The sequence below is a fragment of the Arcobacter cryaerophilus gv. crypticus genome, from assembly GCF_002993025.1.
GTDB lineage: Bacteria > Campylobacterota > Campylobacteria > Campylobacterales > Arcobacteraceae > Aliarcobacter > Aliarcobacter cryaerophilus_B.
Window position 1 is genome coordinate 19350 of the sequence record NZ_NXGI01000007.1, and the last position, 22184, is coordinate 41533.

Below are 22184 nucleotides of genomic sequence, written 5' to 3' on the forward strand. Positions count from 1 at the left end.
CTTTTTATTTAATAATATGTCCAACAAATTTTGACATATTATTTAATATTTTTCCACCTCTTCTAAATCCTAAGCCACAAGCTTCATAAGAGTAGAAAACTCCAGCTTGATAAAAGTCACCATTTTCATCTTTTGGAAACTCTACATACTCTTGATAAATTGGCATATGCCCTTCATAATCGCCACTAGTTTCTACATCTGTTGAACCATCTGTGTTTATAATTTTGACATTTGCTCCCTCTCTTCCAAAGGCTCTTTTTTCTACATATTTTTTGCCTTTTAGTGGTTCAAAAGATGTTTCAAGTAAAAGTGGATGATTTGGATATAAATCCCATAAAATCTTCATAAATGCTTTTGATTGAAAGATTAGTGTATAGGCAGGATTAAATATAATAGCTTTTTTCTCTTTTATTATTTCAGTTAAAAGCAAAGCTAAATCACCCTCTTCAATACCAATATTTTCCCAAGGAATAAGTTTAAACCAAAATTCAAAAAGCTCATCATTTTTAAAAATACCATCATCACTAAAAGAGACATTTTCAATGAATTCAAAATCTGTATTAAAACCAGCTTCTTGTGCAGTATGCTCCAAAAGTTTTGTAGTATTTATATCTTCACTCGAAGTTGAAATACTAGAAAATAGTATTTTCCAACCAAGTTTTGAGTAGTACTCATCAAAATTTTCTATATCACTATTTAGTGTTATTATTCTTTTAAAATTATCTTTTAGTGCATCGTAAAGATTGTTAAATTGTGCTGCTTCATCTAAACCATTTTGTTTTAGCATTGCCCACTGAATAATTGCTGTTTCAAAAAGTGAAGTTGGTGTATCTGCATTAAACTCAATTAGTTTAATTGGTTTACCATCTATTCCACCAGCTAAATCAAATCTTGAGTATAAATGCCAATGAACATCATTTTCCCAAGACTCTTTTACAAGCTCTACTAGATTAAAAGGGATATTTAGTTCGTGAAAAAGTTCCTTGTCTATTACAAATTGAGCAGTTTCAACAAACATATCATAAAGTTCATTTGTTGCTTCATAGTAAGCATTTGCTTCATTTTCAGATATTACAACTAACTTATCAGAAATATATGAACTCTCATCACTATCTGTGTGCCAAGTAAAGCCAATATTTTCTAAATATTCAGGTGTTAGTGCTTCTAATTTTTCTAATTTCATATCAACCTCCAATGCTTTGAGTTGCTGATTTGCTACTATTATTACTTTGGCTTGAATTTTGATTATTTCCACCAAAAAAACCACTTTTTTTCGTAGTTCCAGCTCCACTTGTTGGTTTATTAAATGAACTTTGAGATTTACTATAAGTTTGTGGAGATTTGTATTGAGCTGCTTTTTGGTTTTGGAAGTTTTGATTATTAAATAGTTTGTTACCAAGCCACGAACCAATCATTGCTCCTGCTATTGAAGATAGTAAAACTCCACCAAGACCCATTCCTCCACTACTCATTTCTGGATTTGTAAGAGCTGATGTTCCAGCATCTATTTTTGCTTCTTCTTCTTTTACAAGTTTATTAATCTCTTCTTGTGATAAAATTCTTTCAGTCCCATCTGGATTTCTAAGAACTATTGTAGTTTTTGCTGCTGGAAATTCATCTGCTATTTTGTAGCTTCCATCACTACCTTTTTCTACTACAACAAAAGCTCCCTCTTGTTGACTAGCATTTGTAAAAGTTCCATTTGACTGGTTATTTTGATTTGAGTTATCATTGCAAGCATTTAATCCTAAAATTAAAAATGTAGCAAGACCACCTTTTTTTGCTAACTCTTTTAATGTTTTGATATTTTTATTTTGCATATTATCCTCTCTTTGTTGTTTTTCTAAATTTAGTCTTATTTGTTTTTTTATTATTTATTTTATCTTTACTTTCTCTTTGTTTTGAATCAGATTTTTTTTCTTTTATAGATTTTTTTTCTCTTATTTTTGTTCGTGGTTTTTTCTCTTTTGTAGTAAAACCTTCAAGCTCAACTCTAGGAATTTTAAGCAACAACTCTTTTTCTATTTCTGCCATAAGTTGATAATCTCTTACACTTAAAAGTGTTATAGCAACTCCATCATTTCCTGCACGTGCAGTTCTTCCAACTCTATGAGTGAAGTCATTTATTGTGTCAGGTAGAGCAAAATTTATTACACAAGGAAGATTTTCAATATCAATTCCTCTTGCTGCAATATCTGTACAAACTAAAACTCTAAGTTCTTTTTCTTTAAATTTTCTCAATGCCAAAGCTCTTGAACTTTGTCTTACATCTCCGTGGATACAAGATGCTTTTAATCCATCAAGGTTAAGATTTTTTACTAAATCATCGGCTTCTAGTTTTCTATTTACAAAAACTAATGCTTGAGATATATTTTTTGAACCTATTAAATATGAAAGAAGTTCACTTTTTTTATCTTCATCAACAAGAACTATTTGATGTTCAATTTTTTCAACATGACCTCTTTGATTTGTAACTTCAATTACAACAGGCTCTTTTAAAAACTCTTTTGCAAGTTTTTTTACTGTTGAATTTATTGTTGCACTAAACATTGAAATTTGTCTATTTTTTCCAATATGTGGCAAAATTTGTTCAACTTCTTCTAAAAATCCCATGTCAAGCATTGTATCAAGCTCATCGATTACAACTCTTTGCACACTTGAAAGATTTATTGTATTGTTTTTTATATGTTCAAGTAATCTTCCTGTTGTAGCAACAGCAATATCAACTCCATTAGTTAGTTTTTTTTCTTGATCTTTTATTGAGATTCCACCAAAAATAGCAACTTTTTTAATGTCAATATATTTTGAATAATCATCAACTGCATTTGCAATTTGTTTTGCTAATTCTCTTGTTGGAACTAAGATTAAAGCTCTTAAAACACTATTTTGTTTTTCATCTTTACTCTTTTCATTTATTAAATCTTCTAAAATAGGAAGCAAAAAGGCACAACTCTTTCCAGTTCCACTTTTTGCAACTCCTATAATATCTCTTTTTTTCAATGCAATAGGAATTGCTTTTTCTTGAATAGCAGTTGGGGTTGTATATCCCAAATCATCAATTGCTTTTAAAATGTTTTCATTTAGTTTTAAGTTTTGAAAAGTTTTTATAAAAAATCCTTTGGTAAAAAATATTATATATTGTAGCGAAGTTGAAATTAGATTTAAGTTTAGTATCTATTTTTTTACTAAATTTAATAATATTTAATATATTTAAAAATTATTTATATTCATAAACCCTTTAAAAATGTAATAATCAAAATTATATTTCAATAAAATAATATTTTTATATATTTTAAGTAAAAAAATAAATTATTTTTGCTACAATTTCGCTTATAAAATACGAATAATAAAAATAGGAGAAAGAGTTATGAATGTTAAAAAAGTTATTTTAAGTGTGGTTACAGCTACTTGCTTATTTTCTATAAGTGCAAATGCTTTAACTTTAAAAGAGACTTTAAATGAAGTTTTAGATACAAATCCAGTTGTTCAAGAGAGGCTTAAAAACCTAAACGAAACTAGAGAAGATTTAAATATTGCAAAATCTGAATGGTTACCATCTTTAGATTATAGAGGAACTATTGGAAGAAATAATAGTGGTGATTTAAAAGATAGTGGAAATTCTAGTTTTAACCATACTGTAAGAGATAGTTCATACTCTCATTATACAAACTCATTAAAACTTACACAAAATATTTTCAATGGTTTTAGTACAACAGAAAAAATAAATTATCAAGAAGCTAGACTTTTTGGAGCTGCTTATCACTATTTAGAAAATGCAAATGATATATCATTTAATATGACACAAGCTTATATTGATCTTTTAAGAAGTTATCAACTATTGCAAAATGCAAAAGATAATGTTGTAATAAATAAAAAAATTTATGAAGATGTACAATCTCTTTATGACCAAGGACTTACAACAAAATCAGAGATGACAAAAATATATGCATCTTTATCTTTGGCAAATTCAAATATGGTTGTTCAACAAAACAATACAATGGATAAAGAGTTTAAATTTAAAAGAGTTTATGGAAGAAGTGTAAATGTAGGAACTCTTGAAGTTCCAAAACTTGACCTTGCAATGCCTGAAAGTAAAGCAAGAGCTACAATGATAGCAATACAAAATAATCCTTCAATGATTGTAAGTAGTTATAATATAAAAGGTGCACAAGCACTTTATAGAGAGAAAAAAAGTAAATTTATGCCTAGTGTTGATATAGAAGCTGAACAAATGTTTAATGACTATACAAAAGACAATGGCTTTGATAGTGCTGATGATAGACAAAGAATTTATGCTGTTTTAAATTGGAATTTATTTAAAGGTGGAGCTCATAGTGCTGATTTACAAAAAAGTAGAAGTACAATAAATAAAGAACTTGAGCTTCAAAGAGATTTAAAAAGACAAACAATAGAGAGTTTAGAGCTTTCATGGAGTGCATATGAAATGCTAGGAAAACAACTAACTGAACTATATAAATATTATGAATATTCAGAAGAGACTCTTTCTAGTTATCAAAGTGAGTATGAGATGGGAAGAAGAACACTTCTTGACCTTTTATCTGCTCAAAATGACCTAATAAGCTCTAAAGCACAAATTATAAATGCACAAATGGATAGACTTTTTGCACAATATAGAATTTTAGATGCTATGGGAATGCTTGTTAGTTCAGTTTTAGATGATAAGGATTATGCAAAAATTATAAAAACAACTACAAATCCACTTGATTTGGCGAAAGATGAGATTCCTGTATTATTGGATGTTGATAATGATAAAGTTGTAGATCATCTTGATATTTGTGATAACTCTGTTGTAGGAAATAATGATATTGGACCAGATGGTTGTAGTAAAGAGAAACAAGATAGTGATTTTGATGGAATTAGTGATGAGGCAGATAAATGTCCAGATACTCCATTTGGTGCAGTTGTAGGAGTAGATGGTTGTCCTGTTGGAACTGAAAATAAATTTAATATGACAAGCGGTGAGTATATAAACAATGTTTTAGCTTATGGTGAAGATAGTCCAAAAAAATCTGAAAAACTTGGACTTTATGACTATGAGTTTAATGTTGCAGCAAATAAAAATATAGAATCTACAACACTAGATAAACATCTAATGTACGATGATTTTGCTATGATAAAAAGATTTGACTTTGTAAATATGAACAACAAAGATGAAGCAAAAATAGATGAAATGGCAAAAAATCTTAAAGAGTACAACGGTACAAACGCAGTTGTAACTCTAATAGGAAATACAAGAGTTACAAAAAATAAAGAAGCAAGTTTTGATAAAGGTTTAGAATATGCAAACTCTCTTAAATCAGAACTTGTAAAAAAAGGTGTAGATGAAAAAATAATAGTTACACAATCAAGAGCTGATTTAGATAAAACATACACACAAACAGTTAGAAGTGATAGAAGTTTAAATGATGTTGTTGTAGCAGCTTTATATGTTCCAAAATCTTCAAATACAAACAATGATAGCGATGGTGATGGAGTTATAAATGAACTTGATGAGTGTCCAAATACTCCAATCGGTCAAATGGTAAATGAAAAAGGTTGTCCAAATACTATAAATCTTGAAGTACTATTTGAAAATGATAGCGATAGAGTAATAGAAAGTAGTGTAGAAAAAGTTAAAGCTTTTGCTAATTATTTGTTAGAAAATAAAGATTTTGAAGCTAGTATTACAGGACATGCAAGTCAAAGTGGAAGCGAAAGTAATAAAAACAGTTACAAAAATAGTGCTAAATACAATTTAGAACTATCTTTAAAAAGAGCCGAAGCTATTAAAAATATTTTAGTTCAAAATGGTGTTCCATCTTCAAGAATAATAGCTACAGGAAAAGGTTTTGAAGAACCAATAATGAGTAATGATACAGAAGAGGGAAGAGCTGCTAATAGAAGAATAGAGGCTATTTTAGTAAAAAAATAGAAAGATAGTGTTGAAAATAAAAAATTAAAGGGAAGAAATGAAAAAAATAGTTATATCAATACTACTTGCTACAACACTACTTTTGGCAAATAGTAATGTAAATAATAGCTCAAGTAACTCTACAAATAAAATTGTAGAGAGTTATGAAAAACTAGCTTCACAAGGAGAGATTGAAGCTATGTTTGACTTAGGTTTAATTTATGCAGCAGGTGATGGTGTTGAACAAGATTATACAAAAGCTAGAGAGTGGTTTTTAAAAGCTGCAAATAAAAATGATACTATGAGTGCATACAATTTGGCTCTAATTTATAAAAATGGATTGGGTGTTGCTAAAAACAACAAAGAAGCATATAAATATCTTTTAATTGCTGCAAATAAAAATTATTCACAAGCTCAATATATGCTTGGAACTATGATTGAAAAAGGTGAAGGAGCTAAAAAAGATTTAAAAGAGGCTTTCTCTTGGTTTTTAAAAGCTGCACAACAAGGGCATATTTTAAGCGAATATAGAGTTGGGAAAATGTACAGATTAGGTGAGGGTGTCGCTAAAAGTGATACAGAAGCTAAAAAATGGTACGAGTTGTCTGCTAACAAAGGAAATGCATTTGCTCAAGCAAATTTGGGTGTGATGTATAAACAAGGAATTGCTACAAAACAAGATTATAAAGAGGCATTTAATTGGTTTGAAAAATCAGCAAATCAAAAAAATACATTGGGACAGTTAAATTTGGCGCTAATGTATCAAAATGCTTTGGGTGTAGAAAAAAATTTAAAAGAAGCTTTTAAATTGTATCAAATGGCTTCAGATGAAGGAAATAATGCAAATGCTCAGTTTAATTTGGGCTTAATGTATTTAAAAGGCGATGGAGTAGAAAAAAATATTAATAAAACTATTGAGTACTGGAAAAAGGCATCAGAACAAGGTTTTGAAAGTGCTACAAATAATTTATCAATATTATGTAAAGAAGTTCCAAATAGTTGTAAAAAAGGTGTTTAATTTTTATTAAACACCTTTAATCTTTATTAAAACTATTGTATAAAAAGTTTTAATAAAGAGAGTCTATCGCTTACATTTAATTTCGTGTATATGTTTTTTATATGTTTTTTTACTGTGTTTACTGATATATTTAGCTCATGGCTTATCTCAATATTTTTATAACCTATTTTCAAATACTTTGCAATATTAACCTCACTTGAAGTAAGATTTGAGAAAATATCATCTTGTTTTTCAAAATTATCTTTATTTTGTGATATATTTACAAATAGCTCATGAGCTATTTGTGGGCTTAGCCATGAATAACCAGAAATAATAGTCTCAACAGCAGAATTAAAAAACAGATCTTGCATATAGGCATTTCCATATCCATTTACTTCTTCATTCAGCCATATTTTTGCTTTGCTAAAGCTTGGATTTTCATCTAAAATCAAAATTAGATTTTTATTTTTTTGAAGTTTTTTTACCATAATCTCTTTGTTTCTAGCTTTTATAGAAGCTAGAATTATTAAAAGAGAATTTTCTGTAAGGTAAAAATCTTCTTCATTTGAAATTATGTTTGTATGGTATTTTTTATTTAAAATTTTTTCCCATCTTGAAATAATTTCCAGATTGTCTGCATATATAAAAACTTGCATAGCTTATTCTACTTTCATGTAATTAATAATACGATATATTATTATATCTTCACTTGTTTTTTGGTTAAAAATATATTGTAATTGGGCAGGGACTAAAGTCCCTGTTCCGAACTAGATTTACAATATAACTATAGTGTCTTCAACTAAATTCTATTTTGGGCTATAACGGTTGTTCTATCTCTGGTTTTATCTGTACTTTTACAGAAGAATCCGTATTTGTATACTCCCAAAAACCATCTTGATTTACTTCATTTGCTTTAGTCCAATTTGCACTATCTGCAAATGAAACTTTATCTTGATTAGTTCCTAATATTTCAAGGTTAATTTTACCGTCATTTTCTTTTTTACCCATATCTAATATATCTTCTAGTTTCAAATTTAAAAGTTCGTTTTTACCATCAACTCTTAAGTCAATAATAGTAAGATTTTTTAGTTGCTCATTATCTATAGCCGAAAAATCAATATTTATATCTTTACCAAGAATAAAGTTTGAAGTACTTGCATTTCCTAATTCCAGTTTGAAAGTAGCATCTCCTTCTGTTGATTTTACATCTGTAGAAAAAGGCTTTCCATCTGCATCTAGCTCTTGAGTCCAAGCTTTAATTCCTACACTATCTACCTTTTTATCATTTGTAAATTGGATTTTGTTTATCTCATCATATTTGATACCTGTAATAGTCCATTTACTATTAGTTGCATCCCAAACTGCTTGTGTACCATTTAAAACTGCTCCATCCTTAATTCTAAACTGAGAACTTGCACTAAGTCCTGTTAATTCAAGATTCATAACCTCACTACCATCTACATCTTTCATATTTGCATTTAGTTGTAGTGCTACCCAAGAGAATACTGAGCCATTTACTTGAGTTGGAGCAATAGTAACACCATCTGCAACAGCAGCTATTGTGCCAGTTGCAGTTATTTGTTGCCCAACTGGAGTTGCCAAATTTTGCTCATATACAGATAATTTAACATCAAAGTCAAAAGTTCCTGCCCAGTTTTCTGGTGCATTTATATATATTTCTGGTATGACATTGCTTCCAACTGTTGGGATTAGCCATTTATTTACACCTACATTTGTATTGTCTCCATTTGGATTTAGTGTATAGCTTTCTGTTGAAGTTCCAATATTTGTAGCCATTTTAAGATTTCCACCATCCATATACCAAACTGTCATACCATTTGGTATTTTATCTAGTACAATATTTCCTAAAGTTTCAGATTTATCTGTAATAACTAGTGCATCAGCACCACCACTAGCAGTAATTGTTACTTTTAATGGGTTTGCTAATCCAACAAGAGCTAAATCCTCAGTTCCTGTTGCTACAACCGTACTAAATTCTAAAACTGTATCAATAACAGGAGCAACTGTTATAGTTTTATCTCCTTTAGAATCTAGTGTTACACTGCTTTCCTTTTCATTATTTTTTACACTTACTTCAAATTTAACTTCTCCATCTCTATTTGATGCAGGTGTATATGTTAATCCATTTATATCTCCAACACTAAAATCAGATATAGGATCTTTTTGAATATTATATACTTTATTTCCATTTAAATCAGTAGATGTAGATGAAATTTTGTATCCAGCTGGTACAGTTAAAGTTCCATTTGTTCCACCACCATCTGCTATATCTTTCCAATTTTCAATAACAGTTATACTAATAGTATCTCCTAGCTCCGTTTTAGAACCATCGCTTGGATTTGATAGATTTATATTTATATTGCTTGTACCATCTTCATTTATACTATTTGCTGTAATAGTTACAGTCATTGCATCTGTTACAGGTGCTATCTCCCTATCTTCTATTTTAGCCTCACCACTTTGATATGAGCTTCCACCTTTTGTAACAGATATTGTACCTGTGATATTAAAATCAGATTTTAGCGGTGCATCTTGTTTTGAGTTTACATCTTTTGGTAATAGTATTTGAACATTGTTTAACTCATTTTTAATATCATCTGGTGTTACTGCTGTAGATGTTGTTCCAGAAACTACATAATAAGTTTTTTCTACACTGTCTACAGTTTCTTTATAACTATATACACTTCTACCATTAAGCCCTATTACTTCAGAATCAGCTGGAATATCTGTAAATGTTACTGCCCAGTTGTAACCATTGTCTACTGGATTTGATACAGTGTAGCTATTTACATCAAATAAATTACCAAGTAAAAGATTACCATTAAGATCGCCATTTTCTCTTCCCATATCTTCAAAAATATCTTTTTCTAATGGATTTAGTGTAAAGTCTGGTAAAACATCAGTTCCATTTCCATCTTTATCTCCTTCTGGTCTGCTATCTTTTAGAGTAATATTTACAAAATCATTATTTTCCGAAGCTGTTCCATCTTTTGTAAATGTTTTTATAGTTACATTTCTATTGCCAAAATCACCACCATTATGAACTATAAATTTAATATCTGAAAATGTTCCATCATCGTCTAGTGTTTTATCCGATGGATTTGTTATAACCCATACACCAGAACCACCTTTGTATCCTTCAAATCTAGCACCCACTATTTCTACACCTTTTGGAACACCTGTGATTTCTATTCTTTGAACTGTTTCGCTCCCATCTTTATCATCACTTGTAGTTTTTACTTGTAGTTTTTACTTGTACTGTAAACTCGGCACTATTTTGTGAAATCGTAATTTTTGTTTTATCACTATTATCAACAGTAACTTTTTCAGAAGTTGTAGTTGTTGTATCATTTACAGTAATATCTGGTTTATCTGTAACTGGATTTATAGTTAAAGTATGTATGTAGTTTTCTGCAGGTTTTGATACTTCACCTGAAGTATCATTTGTTGTTTTATCTTTTATTGTATACTCTTCAATACCTACAGAAACATCCCCACTAAAATGTTCATTTACTTGTACATAAATATTACCTAGATTTGCTTTATAGATTGAATTGTTAGTAGAGACAATTTTTGTAAAAGTATCATCATTTTTAATATAAAGTTCATATCCATTTGTTGGAACAGAAAACTTAATACTATCTATATATTCATCATTATCGCCATCGTTATTTATAATTCCTAAATCTAGTTTATAGAAGCTTTTTCCAGCATTAGCATCAATATAATTTACACCAATTTCTTCCGTCGCTTCTGATTTATTTTGTAGTTCTCCATCTACCACTGGAGTTACAAATAGTTTTACCGTTTGTTCAAAGTGTGTTTTACTGCTATTTTCTTTTTCTGTTTCTGTTGTGATATATTTTAGTTTTATTTCACCTGTAGTTCCACTAAAGTTTTTATCGAATACTAATTGTATATCTTTTAATTCAGAAGATTTTATTACATAATCCTTTCCATCTATATGGTATTTTGTACCATTTAGTATAGTAACACCATCTGGAAGAGTGATTTTTATAGATAAAACTTCTGCACCGACATCATCAAAAGAGCTAGGAGTTCCATTTTTATAAATATCTGCTAGTTTAAACTCTATATCTTCAGTAGCTTTTATATAGTTTGTTCCACTAATATTTACAATTTTATCTCCATCTACAAGCTCTGTATTTATAGGTTCATCTGCAATATTTTTTACTATTACACTCATATCAAGAGTGCTTCCACTATTGTAAGGTTTTGTACTAACTACTGTTTGCCCATCTATAACAGCACTTGAAACTTTTTCACCTGAGATTTTAAAAATATAATCTTTGTCATCATTGTGTGGTGGTATAAATGTTGGTAATTCTATATCTGGTGATTTTAAATTTTGATAATCTTTTATCTCTACTTTATAAGTATTATCACTATTTAAAGTAACAGAGATATTGTCACTTTTTCCACCAATTAATTCTGTTTTTTCAGTATATTCATTGTTACTATCTTTTGTATATTCATATACTTTACCACCTTCAACACCGATTAGTTTGTATGCTTTTGTACTGTTATCATAGATATACATACTTCCACCAACAGGTACTTTATCTATCCAAATAGTTGCAGTTTCACCTTTTGCTCCTAATTTTGAACCTTTTGGCTCAATATTTAATTTTAAACCATTTTCTGGATTTGTAATATTTCCACTACTTGAAACTTCATTTCCCTCTTTATTGTGAACATTGTTAGTTTCACCATCTTTGCTACCTCTTCCCGCATCTTCATTTCCAATAGCTTGAGCTATTTGAATAGTTTCGTTTGATGGGTCACTTATAACAACTGGCATTACATTTATTTCAAAGTTTACAGAGTCTTCTTTAACTCCTAAAAGTGGATTACCACTACTATCTTTCACTCCATAATCTGTTGTATCTTGCTGACTTTCTCCTGTAACCCCTTCGTCTTTTACTTGTAAAATGATAGTTCCATTTACAGTTCCTGCATAGTATTTTGGAAGTTCGATTTTGAAATCGCTATGGTCTAGTTCTTTATTGTTTGCATCACTAAATGTTATTGTTGCTTTTCCATCTGCACCAACTGTTACAGGTTGCCCACCAATAGTTACTATTGTACCAGTTGGTAAACCTTCTACAATATAAGTTCTTTTTTCACTTCCATCTAAATCGCCTTTTGTTCCACCAGTTCCATGTAAAGCACCACTTGTTGCAGACATAATGTCATCTATATACAATTCGTTGGTTTCTGCCTTATTCATAGGGTTAAAGGTATATGTTTTACCATCTTCTGTATAAGTACCTTTTGAAGTACTATCCCATTTGATAGAGATATCATCTGTAACAGGAAGAATAACTACTTTCATCTCTGCATTTGTTGTTTTAGATAAATCTGTATTTGTTCTATCTGGATATGTTGAATCTAATGCATTTAATGGTTTACCATCATCATCAAGCTCATAAGATGTTACACCAATATTTATTTTTATATCTGTGTCATTGTCTTCTGCATGTTGGATTTTTAAGTTTTTGTACTCATCTTTTGTAAGATATAAAACTGTTCCACTTGGATTTGATGCTGTTATATCTTTATGATGATAAGTATAATCCACATCTTTTGTTTCTGATTGTGTTACTATCACAACTTTTATCTCTTGATTATTTGATGAAATATTTGCAACTTTACTATTTCCATTAAATAGTTTTGCTCCAGTTACACTTGAACCATTTGTAAACTTAAGAGTTATCTCACCATTTCTTTCAGGATGATCTCCAGCACCACCATTTTTATCTGTTAGGTCTTTTGAAAGTGATGGAACTATTAATCCTAAAGCAATTTTATGTTGTCCCTCTTGAGTGTTTTTATTATCTTCATAAGTTGTTACATTATTTACAGTTATAGTTGGAGCATCTGCAACTGGTGTTACTTCAACTGTAACATTTTTGAACTCTCTTGAGTCATCATTATTTACAGCATAATATAAAAATTTAATATCATCTGCATTTTTATAGTTACTATAATCTTCATTTGGAGTAAAAGTAAATTTGTTACCACTTTGGTCATAAGTGATAGTTCCTATTGGTTTATCCTTGTCATATAATATAACTTGTCCATTAGGAGGAACTTTTACAAACCCTTTTCCATTGTCCACAAACATATCTTTTATATTGCTTGATATAGTTAAATCTTTTGACTTATCTTCTGTTGTCTCTATTTTTGCATTATCTGGAACAGTATCATATATAGCACCTGTTACTGTATTTTCTGTTGGGTGTTTTGTCACATTTTCAAATGGATTTCCATTTTGAGTGATTTTACCAATAGTTAGTTCATAAATCTCTAAACCTTCATCATCTCCATCATATATTGCAGGGTTTTTTATATCTACTATATATACACCATTCGCATCTTTTGGTGAATTTGAATCCAAAGTTATAGTAACTTTATTTTTTAAATCTACACCTTCTTGAAAATCACCATCTTGAAAATCGTTCTTTGTTACTGTTCCTAAAATATTTTTATACTCTAGCTCTACAGTTATACTTTTCCCAGTAGGTATAACTACAGGGTTTCCATTTTTATCTACAAGTTGAATATAGTGTTTTAAAGTTGATTTTTTTAAATCATCATTAACATCTATTCCCTCTTTTACTGTAGCACTATTTACAAGTTTTACATATACAGTATCACCACTATCATAAGTTCCTGTTCCACTATCTGGGGTATTGTTTGTAGTTGGAGTTTTTTCTGTTGTTGGTGGATTATCTAAAATTGTACCAATTCCTACAGGTTTTACCATATTTACATTTCCTGTTGGATTTGTTAAAGTTACTTTAAACTGCTCACTATTTTCATAATAGTAATCATCATTTATAGGAACTCTTATTTGTGCAGTAGAACTTCCGCTTGGAATTGTAATAACTCCTGTTGTAGGTGTATAATCTTTTCCAGATTCTGCTGTACCATTGCTTGTGGCAAAATTTACAGAGATATTTCCATTTGCAGGTCTATCTAAAGTTACAGTAAATACCATATATCCATCTTGTTCATACATAGTAATATCATCTATGCTCAAATTTGCTATAGGCACTGGAGTAGGTGGAGGAGGTGTTACTGTTGGTGGAGTAACAGGCGGTGGAGTTACTGGAATAGTTGAAGGAGGTGTTACCGTAGTTATAGAATCAATTCCACCCAAAGGTTTAAGTGAAGCTTCTTCTAATGCCTCACTATTTTCAACCTCTCTATAGTCTTGAGTTCGTACCCATGATTTTTTTCTTAAATCACTAATAACATCTACTAAAGCACCATCTCTAAGAGCAAATTGTCCAATGCTTCCTTCTTCAAGAACTTCTTCCTCTTCTTCTCCAGCTGTAGTCTCTTCTTCTGTAATATCTTGGTAATCAGAAAAACCTTCTTCATTTAGGTTGCTCCATACATTTGTCATATCTGAGTGTGAATCAAGCATTGCATCTAGTGACTCTTTTGCAAAAACCATCTCTTCATTTCCAAAAGTTGAAGCTATTAAACTTGAATCAAAAAGTTGTTGTACTCCATTTTTTAAAACTATTATATCTTCACCTTCTAATGCTATCTTTATTTGTGCCAAATTAGAGTTTGAACCATCTGAAAACACTACATCGTTTTCATATATAATATCTCCATTTTTCAACTCTTTCGTATTTCCTGAGCTATCTTTTACAAAAAAGTTACCATCGTTTATTTCTTGTACTATTCCTACTTTTGCTGACATTCTTTTCTCCTTAGAATTTTATCCTTGAATAATATAAAAATATATTTTTTAATAACAGTACCCCACTAGGTACTCTTTAGAAAAATTTATTAGAATATAAGCAGTTTGAAGCTAGTATTACAAAACTTACGAGTCAAAGTTCAAATATAAATTGAAATTAGAGGCTGTTTTAATAAGAAAAAATAAAAATTAGGACACAAGTTAATGGTAAATAAAAATTTACGCAAGAATGATACTTTGTTGGACTCTTTAGTCCTTTATACTAGGCTTTTTCATAAGCCGTTTTCCGCTGAGTCTTTACTTCAAGGATTACCTCTTGGTAATAATGAGACAGATCAGCTTCTATTTTCAAAAAATAGCTCTAAATCTATGTTTAGTAGAGCAGCTGCTAGAGCTGGTCTTAAAACAACTATCGTTGAAAAACCAATCAAAGATATTTTAAATATACAACTTCCAGTAATACTACTTTTATCAAATGAAAATAGCTGTATTTTGGACTCTTTTAATGAAGATAGAACAAAAGTAAAGATTATTTTTGCTGGAATTGATGATCCTCTTGAAGAGTGGGTTGAGGTGCAAAAGCTTGAAGATGAGTATTTAGGCTATGCTTTTATGCTAAAAAAAGTTTATGAATATGAAGAAGATAATGGTAAAAAGACTTTATCAATTGATAATCAAAAACATTGGTTTTGGAGTACTTTAGGAGTTTCTAAAAATATTTATATTGATTGTATAATAGCTTCAATTTTAATAAACCTTTTTGTCCTAGCAACTCCACTTTTTACTATGAATGTTTATGATAGGGTTATTCCAAATAACGCTCAAGAGACACTTCTTGTGTTTACTATTGGTATTGTTGTTGTATTTATTCTTGATGCAATTTTAAAGTTTGTTAGAACCTATTTTCTAGAAATGGCTGGGAAAAAAAGTGATATCATAATGTCTTCAATTATTTTTGAAAAAGTTTTAGATATGAAACTAAGCGAACACCCAAAATCTGTTGGGAGCTTTGCAAATAATCTTAAGAGCTTTGATAGTATAAGAGGGTTTTTAACGAGTTCTACTTTGACTGTATTAATTGATTTTCCATTTGCTATTTTATTTTTAATAGTAATTGGATATTTGGGTGGTTTTTTGGTGATAGTTCCAATTTTTATTATAATACTAATCATAATTTATGCAAAAATAATAAAAGACCCACTTAAAAAAAGTATTGAAGCAACTTATGAAGCAAGTGCAAAGAAAAATGGTATTTTGATAGAAAGCTTAAATAATATTGAAACAATAAAAGCTCAAGGAATGGCTGGAAATGTTCAATACTCTTGGGAAGAATCAACTGGAGAAATAGCAAATAAGGGTCTTAAATCAAAACTAATATCTGCTTCTATTCCTACAGTTACAGGTCTTTTGACTGGATTAAATACAGTGTTAATTGTTGTTTTTGGAGTTTATTTAATTCAAGATTTCCAACTAACAATGGGAGGTTTGATTGCTACTATGATTTTATCAGGTAGGGCAATTGCACCTATGGGGCAAATAGTTTCACTTATTACAAACTATGAAGATACTAAACAATCTTTTAAAATGTTGGATGATATTATAAATAAACCACAAGAAAGACCAATTTCTAAAGAGTTTGTAAAAAAGACAAACTTAAATGGAAATATTGAGTTTAGAAATGTAAGTTTTAGATACCCAAATAGCGAATCTTATGCTTTACGAAATGTAAGTTTTACTATAAAAGAGGGTGAAAAAGTTGCTTTTATTGGAAGAATTGGAAGTGGAAAATCAACTATTGCAAAACTTATTTTAAAACTATATGAACCAGAAGAAGGAAATATTTTAATAGATGGTATAGATATAGCTCAAATAGATCCAGCTGATTTAAGAAAAGGGATAAGTTATGTTCCTCAAGATATTCATCTTTTTGGAGGAACAATAAAACAAAATATTTTAGGAATTCATAAATTCATAGATGATGAGTGGATGTTAGAGTGTTCAAGAACAAGTGGAACTGATGAGTTTGTAAGAATGCATCCTGCTGGTTATGATATGCCTTTAGGTGAAAGAGGTGCTGGTTTAAGTGGAGGGCAAAGACAAAGTGTAGGAATTGCAAGAGCTTTAGTAAATAACTCAGATATTTGGATGTTCGATGAACCTACAAATGCTATGGATCAGACAAGTGAAAGTATAGTTTTAAATAATTTAATGAGTAAAATAGAAGGAAAAACTCTTCTTTTAGTTACTCAAAAGATGAGTATGGTAGATTTAGTTGATAGAATTATTGTTATGAATTTTGGTACTAAAGTTTTAGATGGTCCAAAAGATGAAATTATTGATAAACTTGCAAGTAATGGTGATAAACAATGAATAAAATAAAGAATTTTTTAAATAGTCCAGAAATAAATAGATTAAAAGAGATTTTTAAACTATTCAATGATAAAGATAATCTAAAACTTCCAAAAACACCTCTAAATAAAAATGATTATGAGTATATGAAGAGCTTAAGTTCAGCTGTTGTTTTTAGTTCATCAAAAAAGCTTCATTGGGTTTTAATCTCTTTTTGTATTACAATATTTTTATTTATTACTTGGACTGCATTTGCAGAAATTGATGAAATAGCCAGAGGAAGTGGAAAAGTTGTTCCAAATGGTCAAAATCAGGTAGTTCAAAATCTTGAAGGTGGAATTGTTCAAGAGATTTTAGTAAAAGAGGGTGATATAGTTGAAAAAGACCAAATACTGATTAGAATTTCAAACGAAAAAGGTACAAGTACAGCTATGTCAAATGAGATAAAGTCTTATTACCTACAAGCTCAAATTCAAAGATTAGAAGCAGAGTTAAAAAGAGCTCCTTTTGAATATACTAAAGGTGAAAATCAAGAATTAAATGAGTTTTTAGATAATGAAAACCAACTGTATATAACAAATCAAAAGCAGTTGGAGTCAAAAATATCTATATTAAAAGAGCAGATAAAACAAAAAGAAAATGACTTAAAAGATGCAAAACAGACTATTGAGCATATGAAATTTAGTGTTGGAGCTATCTCAAAAGAGGTAACTATGACTAAACCAATGGTTGAAAGAGGTATTAGATCTCAAGTTGATTTTTTAAAGTTACAAAGAGAAGAGAGTGATGCTAAAAATAAACTTCAAAGCGTCACTTTATCTGTTGATAAAATTAACTCAGAAATTTTTGAAATAAATAAAAAAATAGATGAAACAAATGAGATAAACGATGCAACAATAAGAGAGAAATTAAATGAAGCAATTAATAATCTCAAAGATGCTGAAGCAAATAAATTAGCTTCAAGTGACCAAGTTGCAAGAACAGTTGTAAAATCTCCTTCAAATGGAATTGTGCAAAAACTACATATAAATACTGTTGGTGGAAGCATTAAACCTGCTCAAGATTTATTAGAAATAGTTCCTACTGATAGTAATTTAATAGTTGAAGTAAAGATTTTGCCAAAAGATATAGCATTTATATATCAAGGACAAAAGGCTATTGTTAAATTTTCAGCATTTGATTTTTCTATTTTTGGTGGACTTGATGGACATGTAATAAATATAAGTCCAGATACAATAGTTGAAAAAGATGAAAAAACTTTTTATATTGTAAGAATTGAGACTGAGAAAAACTATATTGGTGAAGAGAAAAATCAAAAATATATTATTCCAGGTATGATAGCAGATGTTGATATTTTAACAGGTAAAAAAACAGTTCTTGATTATATTTTAAAACCAATATTAAAAACAAAAACATATACATTTACAGAGAGATAATATTAAAACTAGGGGGTTGAGTATGAAAAAAGTTTCTTTATATACAAATCTAAATATAGATTATGAGAAAATGAAAAATAGTCTTGTTGATTATGATTTAAAAAAGATAGAAAATAGGGAAGAGCTACTTACTTTAAAAGATAATCTTGTTATTATAAATACTTCTGTAAATCTTGAGAAAGAAGAAGAAACTATTGAAAGATTGTTAGAAAATAGAAATAAAATTTTAATACTAGAGAGTAGTCCTAAGCTTATAAATGCTCAAAACTGGCTAGTTTTAGGTGTTCATGGTTATGGAAATAGTATGATGAATGATATTTATCTAAAATCAGCTATTCAAACAATAAACAATGGTTTAATTTGGCTAATTCCAGATATCACTATGGAAATTCTAAGTAAACTAAATGGTGCTAGTTTGAAGCAAAAAGATGTTTTAAATCTCCTCTCAAAAGCGGAGCAACAAGTAGCATTATTGTTAAAAGATGGATACTCAAATACAAAAATTAGTGAAGAGTTGAAGCTATCTGTAAATACAGTAAAATCACATATAAAAAATATCTATTTAAAGCTTGATGTAAAAGATAGATTTTCATTTGTTAATCTTTTAAATAAGAACTAAAAAGTCTATTTTTTTAATAGACTTTTTACTCTCCTTTTAAGCCTTTTCTCATCGCTTCAATTACCATATCATCGGCTTTTGTCTTAGTAAAAAGTTCAAATGCTAAAACACCTTGAAATAAAAGCATATCTTCCCTATCTATTTTTATAGTTATCTTACATTAAAGAACAAATACCTACAAATACGCCTTTTATATAAGCTTTGTTTTGTTAGTATTTTACACTTAACTACATAGTTATACATTAAAAAACATTATTAAGCTAGATATAGGCTAGATAAAAAAACTAATCTAGCTAGAAAAAAGGTTCTTAAAATGAATAGAAAAAAATCTAACAAATACACTGGGGTTTACTACCAAGAATTAATCAATGGTGATAAGTCTTATTATATAACATACAAACATAACAAAAAAGATATTTGGAAAAAAATAGGACTTTATAGTGAAGGTATTAGAGAAGCTTATTGTAGTCAAAAAAGAAATGAAATTGTAAGTAAAATTAGATTAGGTGAAGATTTACCTCATGTTGCAAATAAAAATAATTTTATAAGTTTAATTGAAGTTGCAGAAAAATTTTATGAACTAAAAGAACTTCACAATAAGCAAAATAAAAAAACAAGATCAAGAGTTTTAGCTAAATTAAAAAAACATTATATAGGTGAAATGTCAATAAAAGAAATTCAAAAACTTGATATTGAGAATTTTCAGATAGAAATCGAAAAAGATTTAATGCCAGCTACAATAAATTTTATAATTCAACAAACTAGCTCTATATTTAATTGGTCGATAGAAAATGGTTATTTAAGTAAAAATCCTTGTCAATTTGTGAAAAATTTAAAGGTTAAAAATGCAAGACTTAGATACTTAGAAATTGATGAAATAAAAAGACTTTTAGAAACTGTTAAAAATGATAAACATTTATATTATTTTGTACTTCTCGGTTTATCAACTGGTGGAAGATTACAAACTATTTGTAACATTAAAGTATCTGATATTAGAGAAAATGGAACAATAAGATTATATGATTTTAAAAATGAAAGTGAATATTTTGGCTTTTTAAATAATGATTTAAAAAGCGAGCTTAATGAATATATAAAAATAATTAATTTGAAAGAAGATGATTTCATTTTTAAGAATACAAGTAATCAAAATTATACTAATCAATACTATTATAGAAAATTACAACCAATTTTTGATGTTTTATTTAATCCAGATGGAACTGAACCTCTCGAAAAAGTTACTATACATACACTAAGACATACTTTTGCAAGCCAGTTAGCTATAAATGATACACCAATTTTAATAATTAAAAAGCTAATGAACCATAATGATATTAAGACTACTATGAGATATGCAAAATTGAGTAAAAGTAGTGGTGATGTATATGTCGATAGATTAGTAAATAGCTTTTTATAAATTATTTACTAATCTTTGTATGATTTTTTTTGAATGTATTTATACTATTTGTAAAATTGGCTTATCTGAGTTATCTAACTTATCTTTTAATGTTTTGCTTTAAATATAATGATTTATCAACCTAAGTAATTCACTCATACTATAATTACACATATCAAAATATGAGGAGCAAAAATGAAAAAAATTACTATTGTAGGTTTAGGCAATATGGGTTTGAATTTTATTAATTCTGTTAATAAAGACTTTAAAAAAAATATATCTGATGTTGAAATAAATAGTTTATTACTGATTCCTAAAGAATTAGATAAAGATTTTATTATAAATAATATTCAAAAAAATCATCAAATTTTTGTTATAGCTGGACTTGGTGGCTCTACTTCAAATGCTTTAATTGAATTAGTAGATATTTTAAAAAGAATAGATATAAATCCAAATGTAATTGTTTTAAAACCGTTTGCATTTGAAGGTAAAGAAAAAGTTGAGTTAGCAAATAGTATTATTGAAAAATTAAATGATAGTTTAAATAACTTAAAAATCTTTGATAATAATGATATTGAGAGCTTAGGTGATAAAAATTTACCTATGAAAGAGATGTTTACATTAATGGATAAAAATATTTTTGAGTTTATTATAAAAAAAGCTTCAATGTAAAATGAAATATACTGAATATTTTAGATAAAACTTATATGAATTGGCTAAAATATTTTATGCAATTAAATAATAGAATAAAAAGAATAAAAGCGATACTAGATTTATTAAATCAAGGTTTAAATCTTTCAACACCAAAGCTTGTTGAAAGATTTGGTGTAAGTAAAAAAATAATTCAAACTGATTTTAAAGATTTTATTCTTCCTTTATTTCCTAATGAAACAATCTATTATGATTACTCTTTAAAAACATATAAAGCAAAAAACAACTTTTTATCAAAAACTCTTTTTAACTCAAAAGAGTTAGCAATTATTTCTATATTAAAAAATAAATCTACTGATAAATATAGTGATATAGATTTAAAAGCCAATGTAGATGAGTTATTTTATAAATTTGAAAAAGAGTTATCAAATCAACTTTACTCTAAATCATCTGTTGAAAAGATAGATAAGTTTAAAAATGAATTCATACAACTTGAAAATGCAATAGAAAATAAAAATATCGTTAAATGTTTTTACAACAATAAACATAGAGAAATATATCCTCTTAAAATACTTAACCTTGAAGAGTTTTGGTACTTAATAGTTTTTGAACCAATTGATAATAAAATAAAAACATTTCACCTAAATACTATTAAAAATATAGAAGTTCTTCATAATAAATACTCTTTTGATAAAACAAAAATAGATTCATTTAATAACGCAATAAATGCTTATCATAAATTAGATAGTGAAAAAATATCAGTAATATTGTTTGCAAATAAAGAAGTATCAAGATACTTCCTTAGAAAACCACTAAATCAAACTCAAAGAGTTTTAAAACAATATGATGATAAATCAATAGATTTTGAAATAGTTGTAACAAACCTAATGGAAATAATCCCAACAATACAAAGATATATTCCACACGTAAGAGTAATAGAACCCCTTGAGCTAAAAGAAGCTATAAAGAAAAATATGGATGAATTTGTAAAAGTATTTGAGTGATGAAGTTTGGGGATTTAGAGATGGTAAGATTATACAGAATTTTATAGAACATAAACAAGGAT

General features: G+C 28.5%; 15 protein-coding genes. 8 read left to right on the forward strand and 7 right to left on the reverse strand.

Annotated elements, in window-relative coordinates:
• Positions 1-4 precede the first annotated feature (4 nt).
• The 3 genes from CJ670_RS04440 to CJ670_RS04450 are packed head-to-tail and all read right to left on the reverse strand — an operon-like array spanning position 5 to position 3051.
• Positions 5-1183, reverse strand: coding sequence for a glutathionylspermidine synthase family protein (locus CJ670_RS04440; protein WP_105939006.1), 1179 nt, complete (start codon positions 1181-1183; stop codon positions 5-7).
• Position 1184: 1 nt separating this feature from the next.
• Positions 1185-1820: a UPF0323 family lipoprotein gene (locus CJ670_RS04445; RefSeq protein ID WP_105939007.1), complete on the reverse strand. Its 636-nt coding sequence runs from the start codon at positions 1818-1820 to the stop codon at positions 1185-1187.
• A gap of 1 nt (position 1821) precedes the next feature.
• A complete protein-coding gene (locus CJ670_RS04450) occupies positions 1822-3051 on the reverse strand; it encodes a DEAD/DEAH box helicase (RefSeq protein ID WP_228154200.1) in 1230 nt (409 codons plus the stop codon).
• A 316-nt stretch (positions 3052-3367) separates the two neighbouring features.
• On the opposite strand from CJ670_RS04450, the gene CJ670_RS04455 reads away from it, so the two are divergent.
• Together CJ670_RS04455 and CJ670_RS04460 are read left to right on the forward strand one after the other, a co-directional pair.
• Positions 3368-5932 (forward strand): TolC family protein, encoded by a 2565-nt coding sequence (locus tag CJ670_RS04455; RefSeq protein ID WP_105939008.1) that lies wholly within the window; start codon positions 3368-3370, stop codon positions 5930-5932.
• A gap of 37 nt (positions 5933-5969) precedes the next feature.
• A complete protein-coding gene (locus CJ670_RS04460) occupies positions 5970-6929 on the forward strand; it encodes a tetratricopeptide repeat protein (protein WP_105939009.1) in 960 nt (319 codons plus the stop codon).
• A 32-nt stretch (positions 6930-6961) separates the two neighbouring features.
• Here the strand turns inward: CJ670_RS04460 and CJ670_RS04465 are convergent, their stop codons facing one another.
• The 3 genes from CJ670_RS04465 to CJ670_RS04475 all read right to left on the reverse strand — a co-directional run bounded on the left by CJ670_RS04465 (position 6962) and on the right by CJ670_RS04475 (position 14670).
• Complete coding sequence (locus CJ670_RS04465) at positions 6962-7564, reverse strand: response regulator transcription factor (protein WP_105939010.1); 603 nt, start codon at positions 7562-7564, stop codon at positions 6962-6964.
• Positions 7565-7724: 160 nt separating this feature from the next.
• Complete coding sequence (locus CJ670_RS04470) at positions 7725-10085, reverse strand: hypothetical protein (protein ID WP_105939011.1); 2361 nt, start codon at positions 10083-10085, stop codon at positions 7725-7727.
• Positions 10086-10152: 67 nt separating this feature from the next.
• Entirely contained in the window at positions 10153-14670 is a 4518-nt protein-coding gene (locus tag CJ670_RS04475; RefSeq protein ID WP_105939012.1) for a Calx-beta domain-containing protein, read from the reverse strand.
• Positions 14671-14874: 204 nt separating this feature from the next.
• Between CJ670_RS04475 and CJ670_RS04480 the strand changes: the two genes are divergently transcribed.
• The 3 genes from CJ670_RS04480 to CJ670_RS04490 are packed head-to-tail and all read left to right on the forward strand — an operon-like array spanning position 14875 to position 19074.
• Entirely contained in the window at positions 14875-17040 is a 2166-nt protein-coding gene (locus CJ670_RS04480) for a type I secretion system permease/ATPase (RefSeq protein WP_105939013.1), read from the forward strand.
• The gene (locus tag CJ670_RS04485; RefSeq protein WP_105939014.1) at positions 17037-18455 is read left to right on the forward strand and encodes an HlyD family type I secretion periplasmic adaptor subunit; all 1419 of its coding nucleotides are present in this window, start codon (positions 17037-17039) and stop codon (positions 18453-18455) included. The genes CJ670_RS04480 and CJ670_RS04485 overlap by 4 nt, the downstream gene beginning before the upstream one ends.
• Positions 18456-18477: 22 nt before the next feature.
• Entirely contained in the window at positions 18478-19074 is a 597-nt protein-coding gene (locus CJ670_RS04490; protein ID WP_105939015.1) for a LuxR C-terminal-related transcriptional regulator, read from the forward strand.
• A 25-nt stretch (positions 19075-19099) separates the two neighbouring features.
• Here CJ670_RS04490 and CJ670_RS04495 read toward each other — a convergent pair whose 3' ends face one another.
• Positions 19100-19201: a hypothetical protein gene (locus CJ670_RS04495; RefSeq protein ID WP_165785180.1), complete on the reverse strand. Its 102-nt coding sequence runs from the start codon at positions 19199-19201 to the stop codon at positions 19100-19102.
• Positions 19202-19387: 186 nt separating this feature from the next.
• Here CJ670_RS04495 and CJ670_RS04500 point away from each other — a divergent pair, with 186 nt between their 5' ends.
• The 3 genes from CJ670_RS04500 to CJ670_RS04510 all read left to right on the forward strand — a co-directional run bounded on the left by CJ670_RS04500 (position 19388) and on the right by CJ670_RS04510 (position 22122).
• On the forward strand, positions 19388-20488 hold the full coding sequence (locus tag CJ670_RS04500; RefSeq protein WP_105939016.1) for a tyrosine-type recombinase/integrase: 1101 nt from the start codon (positions 19388-19390) through the stop codon (positions 20486-20488).
• A gap of 174 nt (positions 20489-20662) precedes the next feature.
• Complete coding sequence (locus tag CJ670_RS04505) at positions 20663-21139, forward strand: FtsZ/tubulin family protein (protein WP_105939017.1); 477 nt, start codon at positions 20663-20665, stop codon at positions 21137-21139.
• 56 nt (positions 21140-21195) lie between these two features.
• Positions 21196-22122 (forward strand): helix-turn-helix transcriptional regulator, encoded by a 927-nt coding sequence (locus CJ670_RS04510; protein WP_165785181.1) that lies wholly within the window; start codon positions 21196-21198, stop codon positions 22120-22122.
• The last annotated feature ends 62 nt before the right edge of the window (positions 22123-22184 follow it).

Bases quoted from the DNA above. Each gene is read 5' to 3' on its own strand.
- CJ670_RS04440 (WP_105939006.1), bottom strand. From the start codon at position 1,183: ATGAAATTAGAAAAATTAGAAGCACTAACACCTGAATATTTAGAAAAT.
- CJ670_RS04445 (WP_105939007.1), bottom strand. From the start codon at position 1,820: ATGCAAAATAAAAATATCAAAACATTAAAAGAGTTAGCAAAAAAAGGT.
- CJ670_RS04455 (WP_105939008.1), top strand. From the start codon at position 3,368: ATGAATGTTAAAAAAGTTATTTTAAGTGTGGTTACAGCTACTTGCTTA.
- CJ670_RS04460 (WP_105939009.1), top strand. From the start codon at position 5,970: ATGAAAAAAATAGTTATATCAATACTACTTGCTACAACACTACTTTTG.
- CJ670_RS04465 (WP_105939010.1), bottom strand. From the start codon at position 7,564: ATGCAAGTTTTTATATATGCAGACAATCTGGAAATTATTTCAAGATGG.
- CJ670_RS04475 (WP_105939012.1), bottom strand. From the start codon at position 14,670: ATGTCAGCAAAAGTAGGAATAGTACAAGAAATAAACGATGGTAACTTT.
- CJ670_RS04480 (WP_105939013.1), top strand. From the start codon at position 14,875: ATGGTAAATAAAAATTTACGCAAGAATGATACTTTGTTGGACTCTTTA.
- CJ670_RS04485 (WP_105939014.1), top strand. From the start codon at position 17,037: ATGAATAAAATAAAGAATTTTTTAAATAGTCCAGAAATAAATAGATTA.
- CJ670_RS04490 (WP_105939015.1), top strand. From the start codon at position 18,478: ATGAAAAAAGTTTCTTTATATACAAATCTAAATATAGATTATGAGAAA.
- CJ670_RS04495 (WP_165785180.1), bottom strand. From the start codon at position 19,201: ATGCTTTTATTTCAAGGTGTTTTAGCATTTGAACTTTTTACTAAGACA.
- CJ670_RS04500 (WP_105939016.1), top strand. From the start codon at position 19,388: ATGAATAGAAAAAAATCTAACAAATACACTGGGGTTTACTACCAAGAA.
- CJ670_RS04505 (WP_105939017.1), top strand. From the start codon at position 20,663: ATGAAAAAAATTACTATTGTAGGTTTAGGCAATATGGGTTTGAATTTT.
- CJ670_RS04510 (WP_165785181.1), top strand. From the start codon at position 21,196: ATGCAATTAAATAATAGAATAAAAAGAATAAAAGCGATACTAGATTTA.